This window comes from Thalassospira sp. ABD4_177, assembly GCF_056160125.1.
Genome location: NZ_JBSWWO010000001.1, coordinates 2,542,632 through 2,560,224, shown reverse-complemented (window position 1 = coordinate 2,560,224; position 17,593 = coordinate 2,542,632). Strand labels below are relative to the sequence as shown.

Sequence of the window (17,593 nt, the reverse complement as noted above, 5' to 3'; positions counted from 1 at the left end):
CATTGAACAAGCTTAAAGAAATCATATCGACCAATGGTCGCAAACGGGTCGGCGGGGTACCAGAAGGTGCCGACGCCCTGATCCTGCGCGAGCTGCTTGAGAGTGCAGGCACGAACAAAACCGTTCTTCACATCGCACGCGACGACAAGCGCATGGCCCAGCTGGCCGAGGCACTGCAATTCTTTGCCGGTGAAATTGAAGTCCTGACCCTGCCGGCGTGGGATTGCCTGCCATATGACCGGGTATCGCCGATTTCCGAGGTAACGGCACGTCGCGTTGAAACGCTGACGACGCTTGCCGATGGCGTGGAATCTGCCACCGGAAACGGGCGTATTGTCCTGACAACTGCGGCATCGGCCATTCAGCGCGTCCCGACGGTTAATGTGATGCGCAAGGGCAAACTGGCCTTCAAGGCCGGCAATGAATATGACCGTGCTGAACTGACGGCCTATTTCGAACGGATGGGCTATAACCGCGCCGAACAGGTGATGGAACCGGGCGACTATGCGGTTCGCGGCGACATTGTCGATATCTTTGCGCCGGGCATGAAAGAGCCGGTACGTCTCGATTTCTTTGGCGATGAGATCGAAAGCATCCGACGCTTTGACGTCGAAACCCAGCGCACCGTCGGCAAGATCAAGGAAATCGCTCTTTTGCCGGTCGGTGAGGTCTATCTTGATCCGGACAGCATTTCTCGTTTCCGCAGCGGCTATCGCGAGCTTTTCGGCGCGGTGTCGCAGACCGATCCGCTGTACGAATCAATTTCCAACGGCCTGAAATATGGCGGGATGGAACACTGGTTACCGCTGTTCCATGATGGGCTCGACACCATCTTTGCCTATTTGCCAGAAACCATCGTCAGCCTTGATTATCAGTATGGCGAAGTGATCGAAAACCGTCTTGAGATGATCGACGATTATTATCAGGCGCGTCTGAACATCAAGGGTGGTGGCCTTTCGGGCGATAACGTCTATAAACCCGTACCGCCAGAACGGCTTTACCTTGATCAGGCAGAGTTTGACCGCATGGTGTCAGACCGCCCGGTTCTGGAATTCTCGCCCTATTACGATGATGAAAACCCGGAGCGCGGCATTTTTGACCTGGGTGCGCGGGCAGGGCGCGATTTTGGCGATATCCGCACACGGGCAGACGTCAATCTCTATGACGAACTGCGTGATTTCATCACCACCCAGCGCGCCAAGGAAAATCAGGTTGTCATCGCGGCCTATTCCGACGGATCGCGCGACCGAATGGTTTCGCTGCTGCGTGAACATGGTGTGGGCAAGGTCGTGCCTTGTGAATGCTGGGAAGACATCGCCGATGATCTGACCCATGAGCATGTCGGCGTGGTCATCCTTGATATCGAACGCGGTTTCCGGCGCAAGGGCCTGTGGCTCGTCACCGAACAGGATATCCTTGGCGATCGCATGAGCCGCCCGGGCGGGCGTCGTCGCAAGGCCGATAACTTTCTGCGCGAAGCCTCCGAGATTGCCGAGGGTGACCTTGTGGTTCACCTTGAACACGGTATCGGGCGTTATCTGGGCCTGAAGACCGTTACGGCGGGTGGTGCGCCACATGATTGCCTCGAACTTGAATATGACGGCGGAGACAAGCTGTTTGTCCCGGTCGAGAATATCGAGGTCCTGTCACGTTACGGCTCGGACGAGGGTGTCTCGATTCTTGATAAGCTGGGCGGTGTTGCCTGGCAGGCGCGCAAGGCCAAGCTGCGCGAACGTATCCGCGACATGGCCGGCAAGCTGATCAAGGTTGCCGCCGAACGTCACCTGCGCAAGGGCGCAACGCTTCAGGCGCCCGAAGGGGCCTATGACGAGTTCTGCGCGGGTTTCCCGTTTGCCGAAACCGACGATCAGGCGCGCGCGATCCGCGATACGCTTGATGACCTGTCGGCGGGCAAGCCAATGGACCGTCTTGTCTGTGGTGACGTGGGCTTTGGCAAGACCGAGGTCGCCATGCGCGCAGCCTTCGCCGCCGTAATGTCGGGCAAGCAGGTTGCTGTGGTGGCGCCGACGACCCTTTTGTGTCGTCAGCATTACCTGAATTTCAAGGAACGCTTTGAAGGTCTGCCGGTTCGGGTCGAACAGCTTTCGCGCCTTGTCACGGGCAAGAATGCCAAACTGGTCAAGGACAATATCGAAAGCGGCCATGTTGATATCGTTTGCGGCACGCACGCGTTGTTGGGCAACGGTGTGCATTTCAAGGATCTCGGTCTTCTGATCGTTGATGAGGAACAGCATTTCGGTGTGAAGCATAAGGAACGGCTGAAGGAACTGAAATCCGATGTGCATGTTCTGACCCTGACGGCGACGCCAATTCCGCGAACCTTGCAGTTGGCCTTGACCGGGGTGAAGGAACTTTCGATCATTGCGACACCGCCGGTCGACCGTCTGGCGGTTCGGACCTATATCACGCCCTATGACCCGGTTGTCGTGCGCGAGGCCATTTTGCGCGAACGCCATCGTGGCGGTCAGATTTTCTATGTCTGCCCACGGGTCAATGAACTGGGCCGGGTTGCCAAGGAACTTGAAAACCTTGTGCCGGAAATCAAGTTTGACGTCGCACATGGGCAGATGGGTGCGCGTGACCTTGAACAGGTCATGACCGACTTTACGGACCGGAAATTTGATCTTCTGTTGGCAACCAACATCATTGAATCCGGTATTGATGTGCCCAACGCCAACACCATGATCATCCACCGGGCCGACATGTTTGGCCTGGCGCAGCTTTATCAGTTGCGTGGACGTATCGGACGCTCCAAACAGCGAGCCTATGCCTATCTGACCTTGCCAAACGGCAAGAAACGGACGGCAACGGCACTCAAGCGCCTCGAAGTCATGCAGACGCTTGATAGCTTGGGAGCTGGTTTCAATCTCGCCAGCCACGATCTAGATATTCGCGGGGCAGGGAACCTGTTGGGCGAAGAACAATCCGGTCACATCAAGGAAGTCGGGATCGAACTGTATCAGCAGATGATCGAAGAAGCCGTGGCCGAGGCCAAGGGAGAAATCGACGCATCCGAAGAAGCAAGCTTTGTCCCGCAGATCAATATCGGCATGCCGGTCCTGATCCCGGACCGTTATGTGCCGGACCTCGGGGTGCGACTGGGTCTTTATCGCCGGATCTCGGAACTGCGATCGCGTGAAGAAGTTGACCAGTTCGCAGCCGAGATGATCGACCGGTTTGGCAAGCTGCCCAAAGAAGTCGAAAACCTTCTGGATGTTGTCACCATCAAACAATGGTGCCGTGTTGCCAATATCGAGAAGCTCGATGCCGGTCCGAAAGGTGCCTTGATCACGCTGCGTAATAACGAGTTCCCGAACCCGGCTGGTTTGATCGGCTTTATCCAGCAACAGGTGGGGGTCGCGCGCCTGCGCCCGGATCACAAAATGGTCTATTCCGCCGGCTGGGATGGGCCGACCGACCGGCTTGAGGGGCTTAAACGACTGATGAAACGGCTGTCGGATATCGCAGTCGCCACATAAAGAAAAGGCGGGTAACATATTGTTATCCCGCCTTTCTTTTTACTCTTTTTCGCGAATATTAAACCGGTATTTCTTCCTGTCGGGCCAACCGGATCATGCGTTGAAGGATGTCTGGTTCCTGAGCGCCGGAAAGGGCATGGCGACTGTTAAACAGGAAGCACGGCACACCGGTTACCCCCATCTGATGAGCAACGCGGTTTTCCTGGCCGACGAATTCCCGGTCCATGTCACCGGCCAGATATTCAAGGATTTCATTTCGGTCCTCACCATGCCGGACTGCGATATCGGCCAGAAGTTCCTGATCACCGATATCCTGACCTTCGAGGAAATAGGCGACGAACAGGTCTTCGACCAGATCATTGCCCACGGCGGGGCGTTCGGCACAAACTTTGTGAATCAGGCGATGCGAGTCCGTTGAATCAGGGGTGACTTGGATCTGATCAAATTTGAACGGAATACCAACGGCTGCCCCGGCATCCTCGATCGCCTTGTAAACCCGTTCGGCACTTTCGGAGCCGCCGAATTTGGCCGACAGATAGAGTTTGCGATCAATACCGCCGCTTGGCATGTCGGGGTTCAGCAGGAACGGGCGCCAGTGAATGATCAGGTTATCGAGCTTCTCACGCGCCAAGGCCTTTTCAAGGCGCTTTTTGCCGATATAGCACCACGGACAAATCGTATCGACAATCGCCTCGATCCTGATCGGCGAATTTGAAGGTTCACTTTGTCCGAACTGCCAGTTCATTCCACATTATCCATTCAAAAAGGACGTTCCGGCGGCCAGCGGCGCAATCCCGAGATGGTCGGCAACCGTTTGCCCGATATCGGCAAAGGTTTCGCGCATTCCGAACGGACCGGGCGCAATGGCGGGGCCAAATGCCAGGATCGGTACAAATTCGCGCGTATGGTCATTGCCACGCCAGGTCGGATCACATCCATGATCGGCCGTAATGATCACCAGATCGCCGGGCTGAAGGGCTGCGCGCAGCTCAGGAATACGTTTATCAAATTCCTCAAGCGCGTTGGCATACCCGGCCACATCGCGACGGTGACCGAATTCCATGTCGAAGTCCACCAGGTTGGTGAACACAATGCTGTTATCCGGAGCTTCGGCAATCTCGTTCATCATGGCATCAAACAGTGCCATATTCCCCGACGCCTTGACCTTTTTGGCAATCCCGCGATGGGCATAAATATCGGCAATTTTACCCACAGAAATCACCTTGCCACCGGCATCGCTGAAATGATCGAGCAGCGTCGGCTTGGGCGGCGGCACGGCAAGATCGCGCCGGTTTGAGGTCCGCTTGAAATCGGCCGGCGTTTCACCGACGAACGGACGGGCAATCACACGCCCGATATTGTATGGCTCCACCAGTTTGAAGGCGGTCTCACAAACCTCATACAGACGGTCCAGACCAAAATGCTCCTCGTGGGCCGCGATCTGAAACACGCTATCGGCCGAGGTATAGCAAATCGGCTTGCCGGTTTTGATGTGTTCTTCGCCAAGCTCGGCAATGATGGTCGTGCCCGATGCATGACAGTTGCCAAGAATACCGGGCAGTTTAGCCTGTGCAATCAGGGCATCGGTCAGTTCGGCCGGGAAGGTCGGAACAGAAAGGGGGAAATAGCCCCAATCGAAATCGACGGGCACACCGGCGATTTCCCAATGACCGCTTGGCGTATCCTTACCGCGTGAGATTTCCTTGGCATGACCAAAAGCACCAATCATCGCGCCGCCATGATCAAGCCCGGGCGGTACGCGCCCCGTGGCATCCTTGGCGGCTTCACCAAGACCAAGTGCAACCATGTTCGGCACATTGAGTGGCCCGCTGCGCTTGTCGCTATCCGCAAGGCCCTTGGCGCATTGTTCTGCGATATGACCAAGGGTATCGGAGCCCTGATCGCCGAATTTTGCTGCGTCCGGTGCCGAACCGATCCCGAAACTGTCCGCCACGATAATGATGGCACGTGCCATTGATGTCTTCCTTCAAACCTGATGCAGGCAACATGATCACCCGCAGATAGTCATAAATTCTAGTAGTTGCCAGTCGCAGCCGGTGCATCACCCGGTTTCGCACCACAGGTTTCAAGCAATGCGGTCAAAACGCCACTCGCCCCGAAACGGAAGGTTTCCGGCTTTGCCCAACCATCGCCCATGATGTGATCAGCAATCGCAAGATAAAGGGCCGCGTCCGCTGTTGTTTTCACCCCGCCTGACGCCTTGAAACCCGCATCAATGCCGTCCTCGTCACGGGCATCACGAAGGGCTGTCAGCATGGCAACCGCGGCTTCGGGTGTTGCACCAACCGGCACCTTACCGGTCGAGGTTTTGACAAAATTAGCACCGTGTTTGATCGCAAGGCGGGCGGCCTCATAAAGCTTGGCAAGATCATCAAACTCGCCGCTTTCAAGGATGACCTTCATGATGGTCATTGTGCCGCAGGCCATGCGGGTGGCATCGACAACCTCGGTCGCAGTCGCAACGTCGCCATCCAGAAACGCCTTGTAGGGGAAGACCAAATCAATCTCGTCAGCGCCCTTGGAAACGCAATTGGCGGTCTCGTCACCAACGCGCTGTGCATTGGTGCCGCCTTCGGGGAAGTTCACGACAGTAGCGGTTTTGACACCGGACTTGCCCAATGCCCGCCATGAGGTTTCGATAAACGGTGCATAGACACAAACAGCCGCCGTATTGCCGACCGGGGTTTGTGCACGCTTGCACAGCGCTTCGATGACCTGTTCGTCGTCATCATCATTCAGGCTGGTCAGATCCAGAACAGAAATGGCGCGACGGGCCGTATCGGCATCTGCCACAGCCTTGTCCTTTGCAGCAGAAATCACTTCTGAAACGGTACTTGGATCAAACATCAAACATTCCTTGTAATGCACCGGCAATCTCTATGGTGCAGTTTGTCCATCACAGCATTCGATGCCATGGGGCACGAACGCGAAAGACGGATCAATCAGCTGCCCTGAAAGGTATCCAACCTTCACCCGGCAATCAATCGATCCGTCTCAAAACACAGTTTCAATCAGAACACGGGAAAGCGTTCTGGCGCGTTACTTGGACAACAAGAGCTGTCCTTCACGTCCCTCAAGCGGCGTGTCCCCCGCGACCGAGCACAGATAGCCACCCGGGACGATCAGACGGATGCCAATGCGGGAATACAAAACGCCATCCGTCCGGCTCGAGAACGGTGTTTTCTCACCCGTTTCACAGTCAAGAACATAGCCCAGTTCCTGACCCGCTTTGACCTTTGCACCGGCTTCCACGCCAAACACCACCATGCCGCCCTGCGGCGCCATGACACGATCAACACCCGAAAGCGGGGTGGCATCACATTTGGCTTCGGGCAGGGGCCCTGGGTCGCCCGCCACCAGACCACGGCGCTGCAGGAACTTGAACATGTTTTCGGCGTCTTTGATCGCATATTCGTCATAGACGTCACGATCACCGCGCAGCTCAATCGTGGTTGCTAGGGTCGCCATCGGGATCGGGAAGCTGTCGCCATAGGCTCGGCGCAGTTCGACCCACGGACGGCTGAACGCCTCGTCAAACGGGTTATCACCACTGATTTCCGCGATCAGGCTGCATTCCGATCCGATCTGTGCTGAAAGGTCGGCTGCATCCGGCCAGTTATGATCGCTGATGTAAAGATGCATCGGCGCTTCCCAGTCGCAATGCAGATCCATCACATAATCAGCATCAATCGCCAGTTCGGCAAGGGTCAGGCGCAAATCCTGCAGATCGGTCAGCGGACTGACATCCTGGCGGTGCTCCTTGATCAGGCGGCGCAATTCAGCACGGATCAGGGAAACGTTGGCATCTGCATCCTGACCCAGTTTTCCGGTAACCGCATCAATCAGTGCCGCACTCAAGTCCGGATAATGCCGGTTAAAGTTCTGGCCGCTGCGCAGCTCAAACCGGCCAAGCGGCTTCATGTCGACATATTGGGTAAAGCCAATCGGGTTGGCGAATGGCACGATAACGATTTCACCAATAATCTCGCCCTTGGCATCGGCCTCTTTCAAAAGGGTTTCAAGGTGATGCAGGGTAATCACACCGGGCAATTCATCGGCATGCAATGCCGCCTGGAAATAGGCCTTTGGGCCTTGGCCTGGTTTGCCATAGCGACGCACCGTCAGGGCGCGTGACGTGCCCATTTGCGGGCGGACGAGTTCAATGCGTTCTTCTTGCATTTCGAAATCCTGAAAGGTGGGGATGTGGCGCAGAACAACCCGGCCGGATCAGGAACGCCAACCTATAAGGTTGGGCATTTCCGTCTCCGAAGGCCGGGTTTGATATGGGTATTCGATCAGGCAGATGCTGCTTTGGCTTTACCCGACTTTGGTTCCTTGCGCACTTCGCTACGGCGCAAATAACGTTCGATCCCTTTGAACCCGAAGGTCAGGGTGTAGACGATAATCAGATAGATCACACCGGCCGAAATAAACGCTTCATAGGGAAGCGCGGTACGGGCAACGATTTTACGTGCAGCACCGGTCAGCTCCATCATGGTGACGGTGGACGCCAGCGACGTCGCCTTCAGCGTGAAAATCACATCGTTGGTGTAAGCTGGCCAGATCATCTGCCACATACGCGGGAAAATGATTCGGCGATAGGTGATCCAGGGCGACATGCCACACGCACGCGCTGCTTCCAGTTCACCATTCGGCACGTTCTGAATGCCGCCACGCATGATTTCGGCGACGTAAGCCGCTGTGTTCAGGACAAATGTCAGCAGGCAATACCAGTAAGGATCGCGCAAATAGGTCCAGGTCCAGTGATCCTGAATGCCATCAATATTCGCAATCAGCTGCCCGACGCCATAATACATCATGAACAGCTGCCCGATCAGCGGCGTGCCACGGAACACGTAAATAAACGCAAAGGGCAGGGCCTGTATCCAGACCTTTTTCGACACGCGCGCGACGGCGAGCGGAATGGCCAGAAGGGTCCCCAGCGTGACCGAAATCACCAGCAACTCAATGGTCAGCAGGAACCCGCGCCACAGCCAGGTGTCGTATTTACCAAGAACGTATATGAGATCTTCAAACATCTGCTACGCCCTCGCCACACCGCGGGCTGCCCGCTTTTCAAGATAGTTGAAGACCAGCAACGAAACCGTTGTAAATGAAAGAAACATCAGCATCGCCACCAGATAGAAAGTGAACGGCGCCTTTTCCGTGCCGGCACCGATGGCGGCCTTGCGCATGATCTCTTCGACACCGACGACCGAAATAAGCGCGGTGTCCTTGATCAGGACCTGAAACAGGTTGTTCAAGCCCGGCAGGGCAAAGCGCCACAGCTGCGGCAGCTTGATGCGCATGAAAATCTGCATCGGCGTCATGCCGCACGCTGTTGCAGCTTCGATCTGACCAATCGGGATCGACTGCATGGCCGCGCGGAAAACTTCGGATGCAAATGCGCCCTGAACCAGGGCCAGGGCCGCAACCCCCGACCAGAAGGCCGGAATATCAACACGGGTTTCCTCGCCGGAAATAAGCTCGGCAAGGCCTTGGACGGCCATTGTGCCGCCGAAATAAATCAACAAAATAACAAGAAGCTCGGGAATGCCACGAATAAGAACGGTATAGCTTTCCCCGATCACACGCAGTGTGCGATAACGCGACAGCTTTGCAGACGCGCCCAACAAACCAATAACAATCATGAATGGCAGGACGGTCAGGCAAAGCTGAACTGTCACCAGTCCCCCTTCAAGCATCTGCCAGCCGCGGCCGTATAAATCGAGCATGGTATCTCCAGCTTTCCTTGATGCTGCGCGTACTTGTCACCCCTGACTTACAAACAACGCACAACAATAAGGGAAGGGCGGCGAACAGTTCGCCGCCCCAGATGCCTCAGGCAGATCAATTCGGATGCAGATCGATCGCCGGGAAGTATTTCTTGTTCAGTTCGTCGTAAGAACCGTTTTCAAGCATTTCAGCCAGGGCCTTGTTGAAGATTTCCTTCAGGTCCTGGTCTTCCTTGCGGATACCGATGCCGGCACCTTCGCCGAACCATTCGCTCGGTGCGAACTGGTTGGATACGAAGCCATAGCCTTCGCCTTCTTCCGAGTTAACCCAAGCTTCGAGGGTACCGGAATCAGCAAGGGTTGCATCGATACGGCCAGCGGTCAGGTCAAGCAGGGCTTCGTCCTGGGTGCCGTACATGCGGATTTCGATATCCATGAAGTTGTCTTCGAGGAAGTTCGCGTGCGTGGTCGAACGCTGAACGCCAACAAACATGCCATCAAGAGCGTCTTCAATGACTTCGCCGTCTTTGTAGGCGGTGATGCTCATGCCGTCTTTACCAACGAACACCGCCGGGGTGTTGCTGTAATAGTCGGAGAAGTCGATGGAACGCTTGCGCTCTTCGGTGATCGACATCTGCGCGATGATCGCGTCATATTTTTTGGCCAGAAGACCCGGGATCATGCCGTCCCAGTCCTGTGCAACGATTTCGCACTCAACATTTGCGGTTTCGCAAAGCTTGTTGGTGAAATCAACGTCGAAACCGATGAGGTTGCCATTGTCGTCCATCATGTTGAACGGAGGGTAGGCACCCTCGGTCGCAACAACGACTTTATCCCAATCAGCACTTGCTGCCGAAGCGCTCAGTGCAACGCCAACTGCTGCGGCAGATGCAACCTTGATCCAGTTTTTCATTCATAGTCTCCCTTGTTGATTGGAACGGAGCGTGCACCACGGCACTCCCATTCTTAAGACCAAGGCACACCAGGCCCTGGCCTGCCCAGATCAGAAATCGCGCTGAAGAAACTGCTTCATGCGTTCCGATTTTGGATTCTCGAAAACATCAGTCGGATTGCCGAATTCCTCGACACGTCCCTGATGCAAATACATGACATGGCTCGAAACACCGCGGGCAAAGCCCATCTCGTGGGTTACCACAAGCATCGTGCGGCCTTCTTCGGCAAGATCGGTCATAACGCGAAGAACTTCACCGACCAGTTCCGGGTCGAGCGCCGAGGTCGGCTCGTCAAACAGCAAAACGTCCGGTGAAATGGCAAGCGCACGGGCAATGGCGGCACGCTGCTGCTGGCCGCCGGATACATGACCGGGATAATAATCCCGACGTTCATACATCCCGACCTTTTGGAGCAACGCATCGGCGCGCTCGATCGCTTCTTTGCGAGGCACACCCAGAACATGGACCGGTGCTTCGATCACGTTCTCAAGAATGGTCAGATGGCTCCAGAGGTTGAAGCTCTGAAACACCATGGCAAGCTTGGTGCGGATACGTTGAAGCTGCTTTTTATCTGCGGCTTCCTGTGAACCGTCCTTGAGCGTCTTCATGCGGATTAGCTCACCTTTGACGTGAACTTCGCCGGCATTTGGCGTTTCAAGCAGGTTGATGCATCTCAGAAACGTACTTTTGCCCGATCCGGACGAGCCAATAATCGAAATCACGTCCCCGGTGTTGGCCGTGAGGTCAATTCCTTTGAGAACTTCATGCTCCCCAAAGCTTTTGAACATCCCTTCGACCTGCAGGGCGGGTATGTCTGTGCTCATATCGAGTTTAAATTATCCCTGTTGAGAGTCTTATATTCTTCGTTCGTCTTAGCACCTGAAAACAGATGCTCCCCCACAAGACACGCCAAAGCGCCTCTCATTCCGTCAATAATTGCCTGTCCAACGAGAGCTTTTCCACTGATATTTTGCAGTTTTATGAAGAAAACTGCGGTTTCAGACGGTTAGACATCACCATTAACGACCGCATTGCACAAATCGTGCAGCAGTAAGGGATTTTACGCAATAAAAAACTACAGCCCTTTTTCGCACTAAGCCGGGAGTCCATGAAAACGCCTGATATCGAGGACGAAGGATTCCATCGGCGCCGAGTTGTACCTTGTGACTTGAATAGTGAATCGCGCACGGATCATGCGTTGAATACCGGCACTGCAAACGCAGCCCTTGCGACTAAAGTAGGATAATACGAGAGATCGACATCACTATGAAATCTCACCGTTTTCGGTATTGATTAAGAACCACATTGCCATCAACCTCGAGTTTCCCCACATGAGGAAATGGCTTGTGGCGAACTCTCACAAAATACCGATAAACGGAGGAAATTAATGAAACGCGCATTATTTGCAGGGATGGCGGTCGCGTTCGCGTTCGGGAGCACAGCTGCCGTAGCACAGGATCGTGACGGCTGGCCTGAAAGCTTCACCGTCGGCACCGCGTCTCAGGGCGGGACCTATTTTGCATACGGTTCTGGCTGGGCCAACCTTGTGGCTGAAGAACTCGGCATCTCGGGTGGCGGCGAAGTCACCGGTGGTCCGATGCAGAACATGGCCCTTGTGCATACCGGCGAAGCTGCCTTTGGCATGACGACCATGGGCCCGGCTGCTGAATCGCTTGCGGGTACCAACCCGATTGCACCGGGACTGCAGATGACCAATGCCTGCGCAATGTTCCCGATGTATCAGACGCCGTTCTCGATCACCGCACTGTCTTCTTCCGGTATCGGCTCGGTTGCCGATATTCCGGCAGGGGCAAAGATCGGCTTCGGACCGGCTGGTTCGACGTCCGACACCTACTTCCCGCGTATGCTTGAAGAACTCGGTGTTGATTTCGAACGCCGCAATGGCGGCTGGTCGGACCTTGGTGGTCAGTTGCAGGATGGTCTGCTTGACGTGATCGCGTTCGCGGCAGGCGTCCCGGTTCCGGCTGTCAGCCAGCTGGAAGTCCAGACCGACGTCAACATCATCGAGTTCACCGAAGATGAACAGAAACAGATCATGGATGCCTTCCCGGTATCCGAGTTCGACATTTCTGCAGACACCTACACGACGCTAACCGAAGCAGCACGCTCGGTTTCGATGTGGAACTTTGCGATCGCCAACTGCGATCTTCCGGAAAGCTTTGTTTATGCGGTCACCGACGTTGTGATGTCTGACAATGACCGGATGGTTTCGATCCACCGTGCAGCCCGTTCGACTGTTCCGGCTAACTGGGACAAGAACAAGGTCATGAAGTGGCACCCGGGTGCTGCGAAGTGGTTCAACGAGAATGGTGCATCCATTCCGGCAGACATGATCAACTGATCTCTGTTTGCAAAACATTTGAAAGGCGGACTGTCCTTGTGGACGGTCCGCCATATTTCGATTACCAGCTTGCCTGTGGCCAAAAACAATCTTGCGTGAGTGCGGGGGAATAGATGTCAGACAAAAGCCAGGTGGAAGACGAACACCTCATTGCCGATGGTGTAGATGAAGAACCGGTCGAACATAATCGTCGATTGTTTGAGGGCAGGGCACTGACCTTCATCACTCTGTCTGCGGCGATTTACGCGGCCTTCCATATGCTTGCGCTCAATGGCGTCTCCCTGTCTGGCATGACGGGTGGCATTGTCAATTTGCCATTCTTGCCGGATTTCCCGCTTGAAACCTGGAATTTCCGCATTGTCCACGTCGCCGGCGCACTGGCACTTGGTTTCCTGTGGTATTCTGCCAACAGCTTTAGTGACACCCCGGGTACCTCGACGCCGTTATTAGGCTATCTGTCCTATGTCCTTTTGGTGCCTGCCTTCATGGCAACCGGCATGGCCATCAGTTTCGCATTCGACATCCAGAACGGTGTGATGTGGAACGGGATTGATGCGACCATCAAGTTCAATGAAACCTGGATGTTCGGAACACCGCTTCTTATCGCAACGGTTGGCGGGATCGTTCTGTCCTGGTTCCATAAGACATCGCGCGACAGATATTCCGCACCAGATTTTGTCTTGTGCGTCTGTGGTGTTGCCGTGGCCGTCTATTTGATTACGATTTACGGCACCCTGATGCGTAACTCGACCGGTACACCGTTTGCGCCGATTGGCATCTCGATCGCAGCCGTCGCCGGCACCTTGCTGATCATGGAGCTGACACGCCGCGTTGCCGGTCTGGCACTCGTCATTATTGCGACGATCTTCCTGGTCTACGTTTTCGTTGGAGAGTTCCTGCCAGGCTTCCTGCAGTCACCGTCGATCACCTGGCAGCGCTTCTTTAGCCAGGTCTATACCGACGCCGGGATTCTCGGACCAACGACGGCCGTTTCGTCGACCTACATCATTCTCTTCATCATTTTCGCGGCCTTCCTTCAGGCGTCCAAGGTTGGCGACTATTTCGTGAACTTTGCATTTTCGGTTGCCGGTCGGGCCCGTGGTGGTCCGGCAAAGGTTGCCATCTTTGCATCCGGTCTGATGGGGATGATCAACGGCACCTCGGCGGGCAATGTTGTTGCCACCGGGTCGCTGACCATTCCGCTGATGAAAAAGGTTGGCTATCACAAGAAAACCGCCGGCGCGATTGAGGCCGCGGCTTCGACCGGCGGTCAGATCATGCCGCCGATCATGGGGGCAGGTGCCTTCATCATGGCCGAGATCACCGGCATTCCTTATACCGATATCGCGATTGCCGCCGTCATCCCGGCCATCCTGTATTTCGTTTCGATCTATTTCATGGTCGATTTCGAGGCGGCCAAGCTTGGTATGCGCGGCATGCGCGATGACGAATTGCCGCGCTTTGATGCGATGGTCAAAAAGGTCTTCCTGTTCCTGCCGATCATCATTCTGATCATTGCGCTGTTCCTCGGATACTCCGTGATCAGGGCAGGAACGCTTGCCACGGTTGCAGCTGTGGTTGTCAGTTGGCTGACACCCAACCGCGTTGGTGTGCGAGCTGTTGCCAAGGCCTTTGAGCTTGCCGGCGGCATGTCAATCCAGATCATCGCGGTTTGTGCCTGCGCTGGTATCATCGTTGGTGTGATTGCGCTTACCGGTGTTGGTGCCCGGTTCTCGAACCTGCTGCTTGGTCTGGCCGAAGCCTCCCAACTTCTCGCACTGGTCTTCGCCATGCTGATTGCCATTTTGCTGGGCATGGGCATGCCAACGACGGCGGCTTATGCCGTGGCGGCATCTGTGGTTGCACCGGGCCTGATTGAGCTCGGAATTGAACCACTTACGGCACACTTCTTCGTGTTCTACTTTGCTGTGGTTTCGGCAATTACCCCGCCGGTGGCATTGGCATCCTACGCTGCGGCCGGGATATCGGGGGCGAACCCGATGGAAACGTCGGTTGCGTCGTTCAAGATCGGCATTGCCGCCTTCATCGTACCGTTCATGTTCTTCTATAACTCATCCATTCTGATGGATGGTACTTACCTTCAGATTGGTCAGGCTCTGGTGACGGCCGTCGTTGGCGTGTTCTTGCTGTCATCAGGCGTGCAGGGATGGTTCCTTGGAAGCAGTGCGGTCTGGTTCCTGCGCATTCTGTTGATCATTGCCGCCCTGTTCATGATTTCGGGTGGCCTGATTACCGATCTCATCGGGGTCGGAATGGCGATCGGCACACTGTTCATTCAGCGTGTCCTAAAACCAAAACCGGGATCGACCCTCCGAAGTGGCGGGGCGGATTAAAACGAGCGACCTGAAAACAAGAAAAGCGCACCATATTCGGTGCGCTTTTTCTTTCGGGTTGGTTGTTAAGAAGATCGCTTATTCAGCAACCTTCTTAACGAACTCCGATTTTAGTCCCATCTGGCCGATGCCGGGGATCTTGCAGTCGATGTCATGGTCACCATCAACGAGGCGAATGCCTTTGACCTTGGTGCCGACTTTAACAACGGACGACGATCCCTTGACCTTGAGATCCTTGATCACCGAAACGGTATCGCCGTCCGCGAGCGGCGTACCATTGGAATCACGAACGACATTTGCATCTGTTTGCGCCGCAGACAGTGACCATTCATGGGCACATTCCGGGCAAATCAACAGCTCGCCATCTTCATAAGTGTAAGCGGATTCACATTTGGGGCAGGGTGGCAGTTCGCTCATATCAATGACCTTTCGACGATTGTGACGTCACGGCAGATACGGCTAGGCAGCAAGCAAGGAACATCGCCTTGCGTTTGCTGAACTGGTTCTGCTCTGTCCTGGATAAAGTGGCGGAGAGGGTGGGATTCGAACCCACGGTACCCGTAAAGGCACGGCGGTTTTCAAGACCGCTGCATTCAACCGCTCTGCCACCTCTCCGCAAAACCGGTTGGAGCATAATACGCTCTGGGCGCTTTCAATAAATTGGGGAGGATGACCTGTCAATAGGGCAATCCAATATTGCAGCGAATGCTGGTGATTTATCTTGATTTCAGTATGGTAAGCACATCGCACAAACCAATTCTTTTTGGAATTTCCAGACGTGTTCTACTTTCTGTCCAAAACGGTCCGCATCTTGATTGACGCTGTTTTCATGCACGGATTTCTTCTCGCAGTCCTGCTAGTGTTTATGCTCGTTAAGAGAACACGCAAATTTGCAGTGATAGGCCTGACTGTTGTGAGCGCGGCCTCTGTTCTGATCACGGCTGTGCCGGTTGGTGACATGCTATCGCATCCTCTTGAAACCCGTTTCGAGAAACCGGAGCTTTCACAGACCGAATTTGCTGGAACCATCACCTTGGCAGGGAGCCTTGATCCAGACAGTTACCTTGAACTCGGTGAAATGAACGTAGGGTCATCCGCTGACCGGATATTCGCAATGCTTCGATTGGCAAGCCTGTATCCAGACAAACCCATGCTGTTTACCGGCGGAGATGGCAACCTGACAGAGCGTGGGTTTAGTGAAGCCGCTGTGCTTGAAAACTGGTTGGGCGATTCGGACCTCAAGACACCGAACATGTATTTCGAGGCGCAATCACGCAATACGCATGAGAACGCCACGAAATCCCTTGAAATGGTGTATCGCGACTGGCCTGCACTTGCCCGAAAGCCTTGGGTCCTTATCACTTCCGCACAACATATGCCGCGCGCTGTCGGGGCGTTCCGTCAGGCGGGTTGGAATGTTATCGCGTATCCGGTCGACAGATTCACCTCTGATGAGCTCCATTTAGCAAGTCTTAACGTCTCAGGGGGTATCAAATCCCTTAGCCGTGGTTTGCGAGAATGGGTTGGTTTGACCGCCTATTACTGGACCGGTCGAACAGATGCGTGGTTCCCTGGGCCGCAAGCACCCGGGGCTGAAAACTGATACATGATTGGATGAGGCTTAGATGAAATTCTGGAAACTGCTTACTGCCGCCTCCGTCGTTGCTGTTATGGCGGCATATGCACCGGCCTTTGCACAGACCAATGAGGAACTCCCAGAATTCACCACCGAAGGATTTGACGAATGGCTCGTCGAATTCAAGGAAGAAGCCGCAAGCAAGGGCATTTCCGAGGCAACCCTTGATGTTGCCTTTGCTAACACCCAACCGATCCCCAAGGTGATCGAATATGATCGCAGCCAGCCGGAATTCAAGCTGACATTTGAGCAGTACCTTGATCGCGTCGTGCCGCAGTCGCGTGTGAATGAAGGTCGCCGAAAATACGCCGAAAACCGCGCAGTTATTGATGCGGCGGCCAAGAAATACGGGGTTCCGGGCCACTACCTGACCGCGTTCTGGGGCATTGAAACCGGGTTCGGTCGATTTACCGGCGGCTATTCGGTGGTTGATTCCCTGGCCACATTGGCGTTCGAAGGCCGTCGGGCAGAGTATTTCCGCAAAGAGCTGATGAACGCCCTGACGATCATTGATGCAGGCCATATCGCGCCGGAAGACATGTCGGGCTCCTGGGCAGGGGCCATGGGACAGGCGCAGTTCATGCCATCCACCTTCCTGAATTATGCCCGTGATGGAAATGGCGATGGCAAAATTGACCTTTGGGGCGCAAATGAAGACGTGTTTGCGTCGGCTGCGAACTATTTGTCTTCTGTCGGCTGGCATGCGGATGAGCGCTGGGGCCGTAAGATTTCTCTGCCGGAAAACTTTGATATGGAACTTGAAGGCCGCGATATCCGCAAGCCGATTGCCGAATGGCAAGAGCTCGGTGTGCGCATGCCAAGCGGGTCTGACTTGCCTGTTGCCGACATGCAAGCATCAATTGTCATCGTAAATGGCGGTGAAGGTCCAGCATATATGGTTTATAACAACTTCCATACCATCATGCATTGGAACCGCTCGACATACTTTGCGATTGCAGTTGGTACACTGGCTGACGCAATTGCGGGCCGTTAAAATACAATCCGAAGAACGGATTTAAAACTGAACGAGCA

Annotated in this window: 14 protein-coding genes and 1 tRNA gene; 5 read left to right on the top strand and 10 right to left on the bottom strand. The window is 54.9% G+C overall.

All coding sequences use genetic code 11. The annotated features are described in order from the left end of the window. Nucleotides 1-2: 2 nt before the first annotated feature. Nucleotides 3-3,500, top strand: coding sequence for a transcription-repair coupling factor (mfd, locus tag ACXAF0_RS11730; protein ID WP_475346031.1), 3,498 nt, complete (start codon nt 3-5; stop codon nt 3,498-3,500). Nucleotides 3,501-3,558: 58 nt separating this feature from the next. Here the strand turns inward: mfd and ACXAF0_RS11725 are convergent, their stop codons facing one another. The 8 genes from ACXAF0_RS11725 to ACXAF0_RS11690 form a co-directional block, all read right to left on the bottom strand. Then, nucleotides 3,559-4,245: a DsbA family oxidoreductase gene (locus ACXAF0_RS11725; protein ID WP_475346030.1), complete on the bottom strand. Its 687-nt coding sequence runs from the start codon at nt 4,243-4,245 to the stop codon at nt 3,559-3,561. Between the two features lie 6 nt (nt 4,246-4,251). Then, nucleotides 4,252-5,475: a phosphopentomutase gene (locus ACXAF0_RS11720; protein ID WP_475346029.1), complete on the bottom strand. Its 1,224-nt coding sequence runs from the start codon at nt 5,473-5,475 to the stop codon at nt 4,252-4,254. A gap of 59 nt (nt 5,476-5,534) precedes the next feature. Then, the gene (gene deoC / locus ACXAF0_RS11715; RefSeq protein WP_475346028.1) at nt 5,535-6,368 is read right to left on the bottom strand and encodes a deoxyribose-phosphate aldolase; all 834 of its coding nucleotides are present in this window, start codon (nt 6,366-6,368) and stop codon (nt 5,535-5,537) included. A 192-nt stretch (nt 6,369-6,560) separates the two neighbouring features. Further along, nucleotides 6,561-7,700 (bottom strand): succinylglutamate desuccinylase/aspartoacylase family protein, encoded by a 1,140-nt coding sequence (locus ACXAF0_RS11710; protein ID WP_475346027.1) that lies wholly within the window; start codon nt 7,698-7,700, stop codon nt 6,561-6,563. A gap of 116 nt (nt 7,701-7,816) precedes the next feature. Beyond that, nucleotides 7,817-8,560, bottom strand: a complete 744-nt coding sequence (locus ACXAF0_RS11705) for an ABC transporter permease (RefSeq protein ID WP_475346026.1) — start codon at nt 8,558-8,560, stop codon at nt 7,817-7,819. A 3-nt stretch (nt 8,561-8,563) separates the two neighbouring features. Further along, nucleotides 8,564-9,256: an ABC transporter permease gene (locus ACXAF0_RS11700; protein WP_475346025.1), complete on the bottom strand. Its 693-nt coding sequence runs from the start codon at nt 9,254-9,256 to the stop codon at nt 8,564-8,566. A 115-nt stretch (nt 9,257-9,371) separates the two neighbouring features. Next, on the bottom strand, nt 9,372-10,169 hold the full coding sequence (locus ACXAF0_RS11695) for a transporter substrate-binding domain-containing protein (protein ID WP_475346024.1): 798 nt from the start codon (nt 10,167-10,169) through the stop codon (nt 9,372-9,374). Between the two features lie 90 nt (nt 10,170-10,259). Next, nucleotides 10,260-11,033 carry an ABC transporter ATP-binding protein gene (locus ACXAF0_RS11690; protein ID WP_475346023.1) on the bottom strand — a complete coding sequence of 258 codons (774 nt, stop codon included), beginning with the start codon at nt 11,031-11,033 and terminating at the stop codon, nt 10,260-10,262. Between the two features lie 563 nt (nt 11,034-11,596). Between ACXAF0_RS11690 and ACXAF0_RS11685 the strand changes: the two genes are divergently transcribed. Both ACXAF0_RS11685 and ACXAF0_RS11680 read left to right on the top strand, forming a co-directional pair. Then, nucleotides 11,597-12,571 (top strand): TAXI family TRAP transporter solute-binding subunit, encoded by a 975-nt coding sequence (locus ACXAF0_RS11685; RefSeq protein ID WP_475346022.1) that lies wholly within the window; start codon nt 11,597-11,599, stop codon nt 12,569-12,571. A 113-nt stretch (nt 12,572-12,684) separates the two neighbouring features. After that, nucleotides 12,685-14,925, top strand: a complete 2,241-nt coding sequence (locus ACXAF0_RS11680; protein WP_475346021.1) for a TRAP transporter permease — start codon at nt 12,685-12,687, stop codon at nt 14,923-14,925. Between the two features lie 78 nt (nt 14,926-15,003). Here the strand turns inward: ACXAF0_RS11680 and ACXAF0_RS11675 are convergent, their stop codons facing one another. Beyond that, entirely contained in the window at nt 15,004-15,342 is a 339-nt protein-coding gene (locus ACXAF0_RS11675) for a zinc ribbon domain-containing protein YjdM (protein WP_475346020.1), read from the bottom strand. A 108-nt stretch (nt 15,343-15,450) separates the two neighbouring features. Then, a tRNA-Ser gene (locus tag ACXAF0_RS11670) sits at nt 15,451-15,540 on the bottom strand. A gap of 163 nt (nt 15,541-15,703) precedes the next feature. Between ACXAF0_RS11670 and ACXAF0_RS11665 the strand changes: the two genes are divergently transcribed. Beyond that, nucleotides 15,704-16,528, top strand: a complete 825-nt coding sequence (locus tag ACXAF0_RS11665) for a YdcF family protein (protein WP_475346019.1) — start codon at nt 15,704-15,706, stop codon at nt 16,526-16,528. A gap of 22 nt (nt 16,529-16,550) precedes the next feature. Continuing rightward, nucleotides 16,551-17,555 carry a lytic murein transglycosylase gene (locus tag ACXAF0_RS11660; protein WP_475346018.1) on the top strand — a complete coding sequence of 335 codons (1,005 nt, stop codon included), beginning with the start codon at nt 16,551-16,553 and terminating at the stop codon, nt 17,553-17,555. Nucleotides 17,556-17,593: the final 38 nt, after the last annotated feature.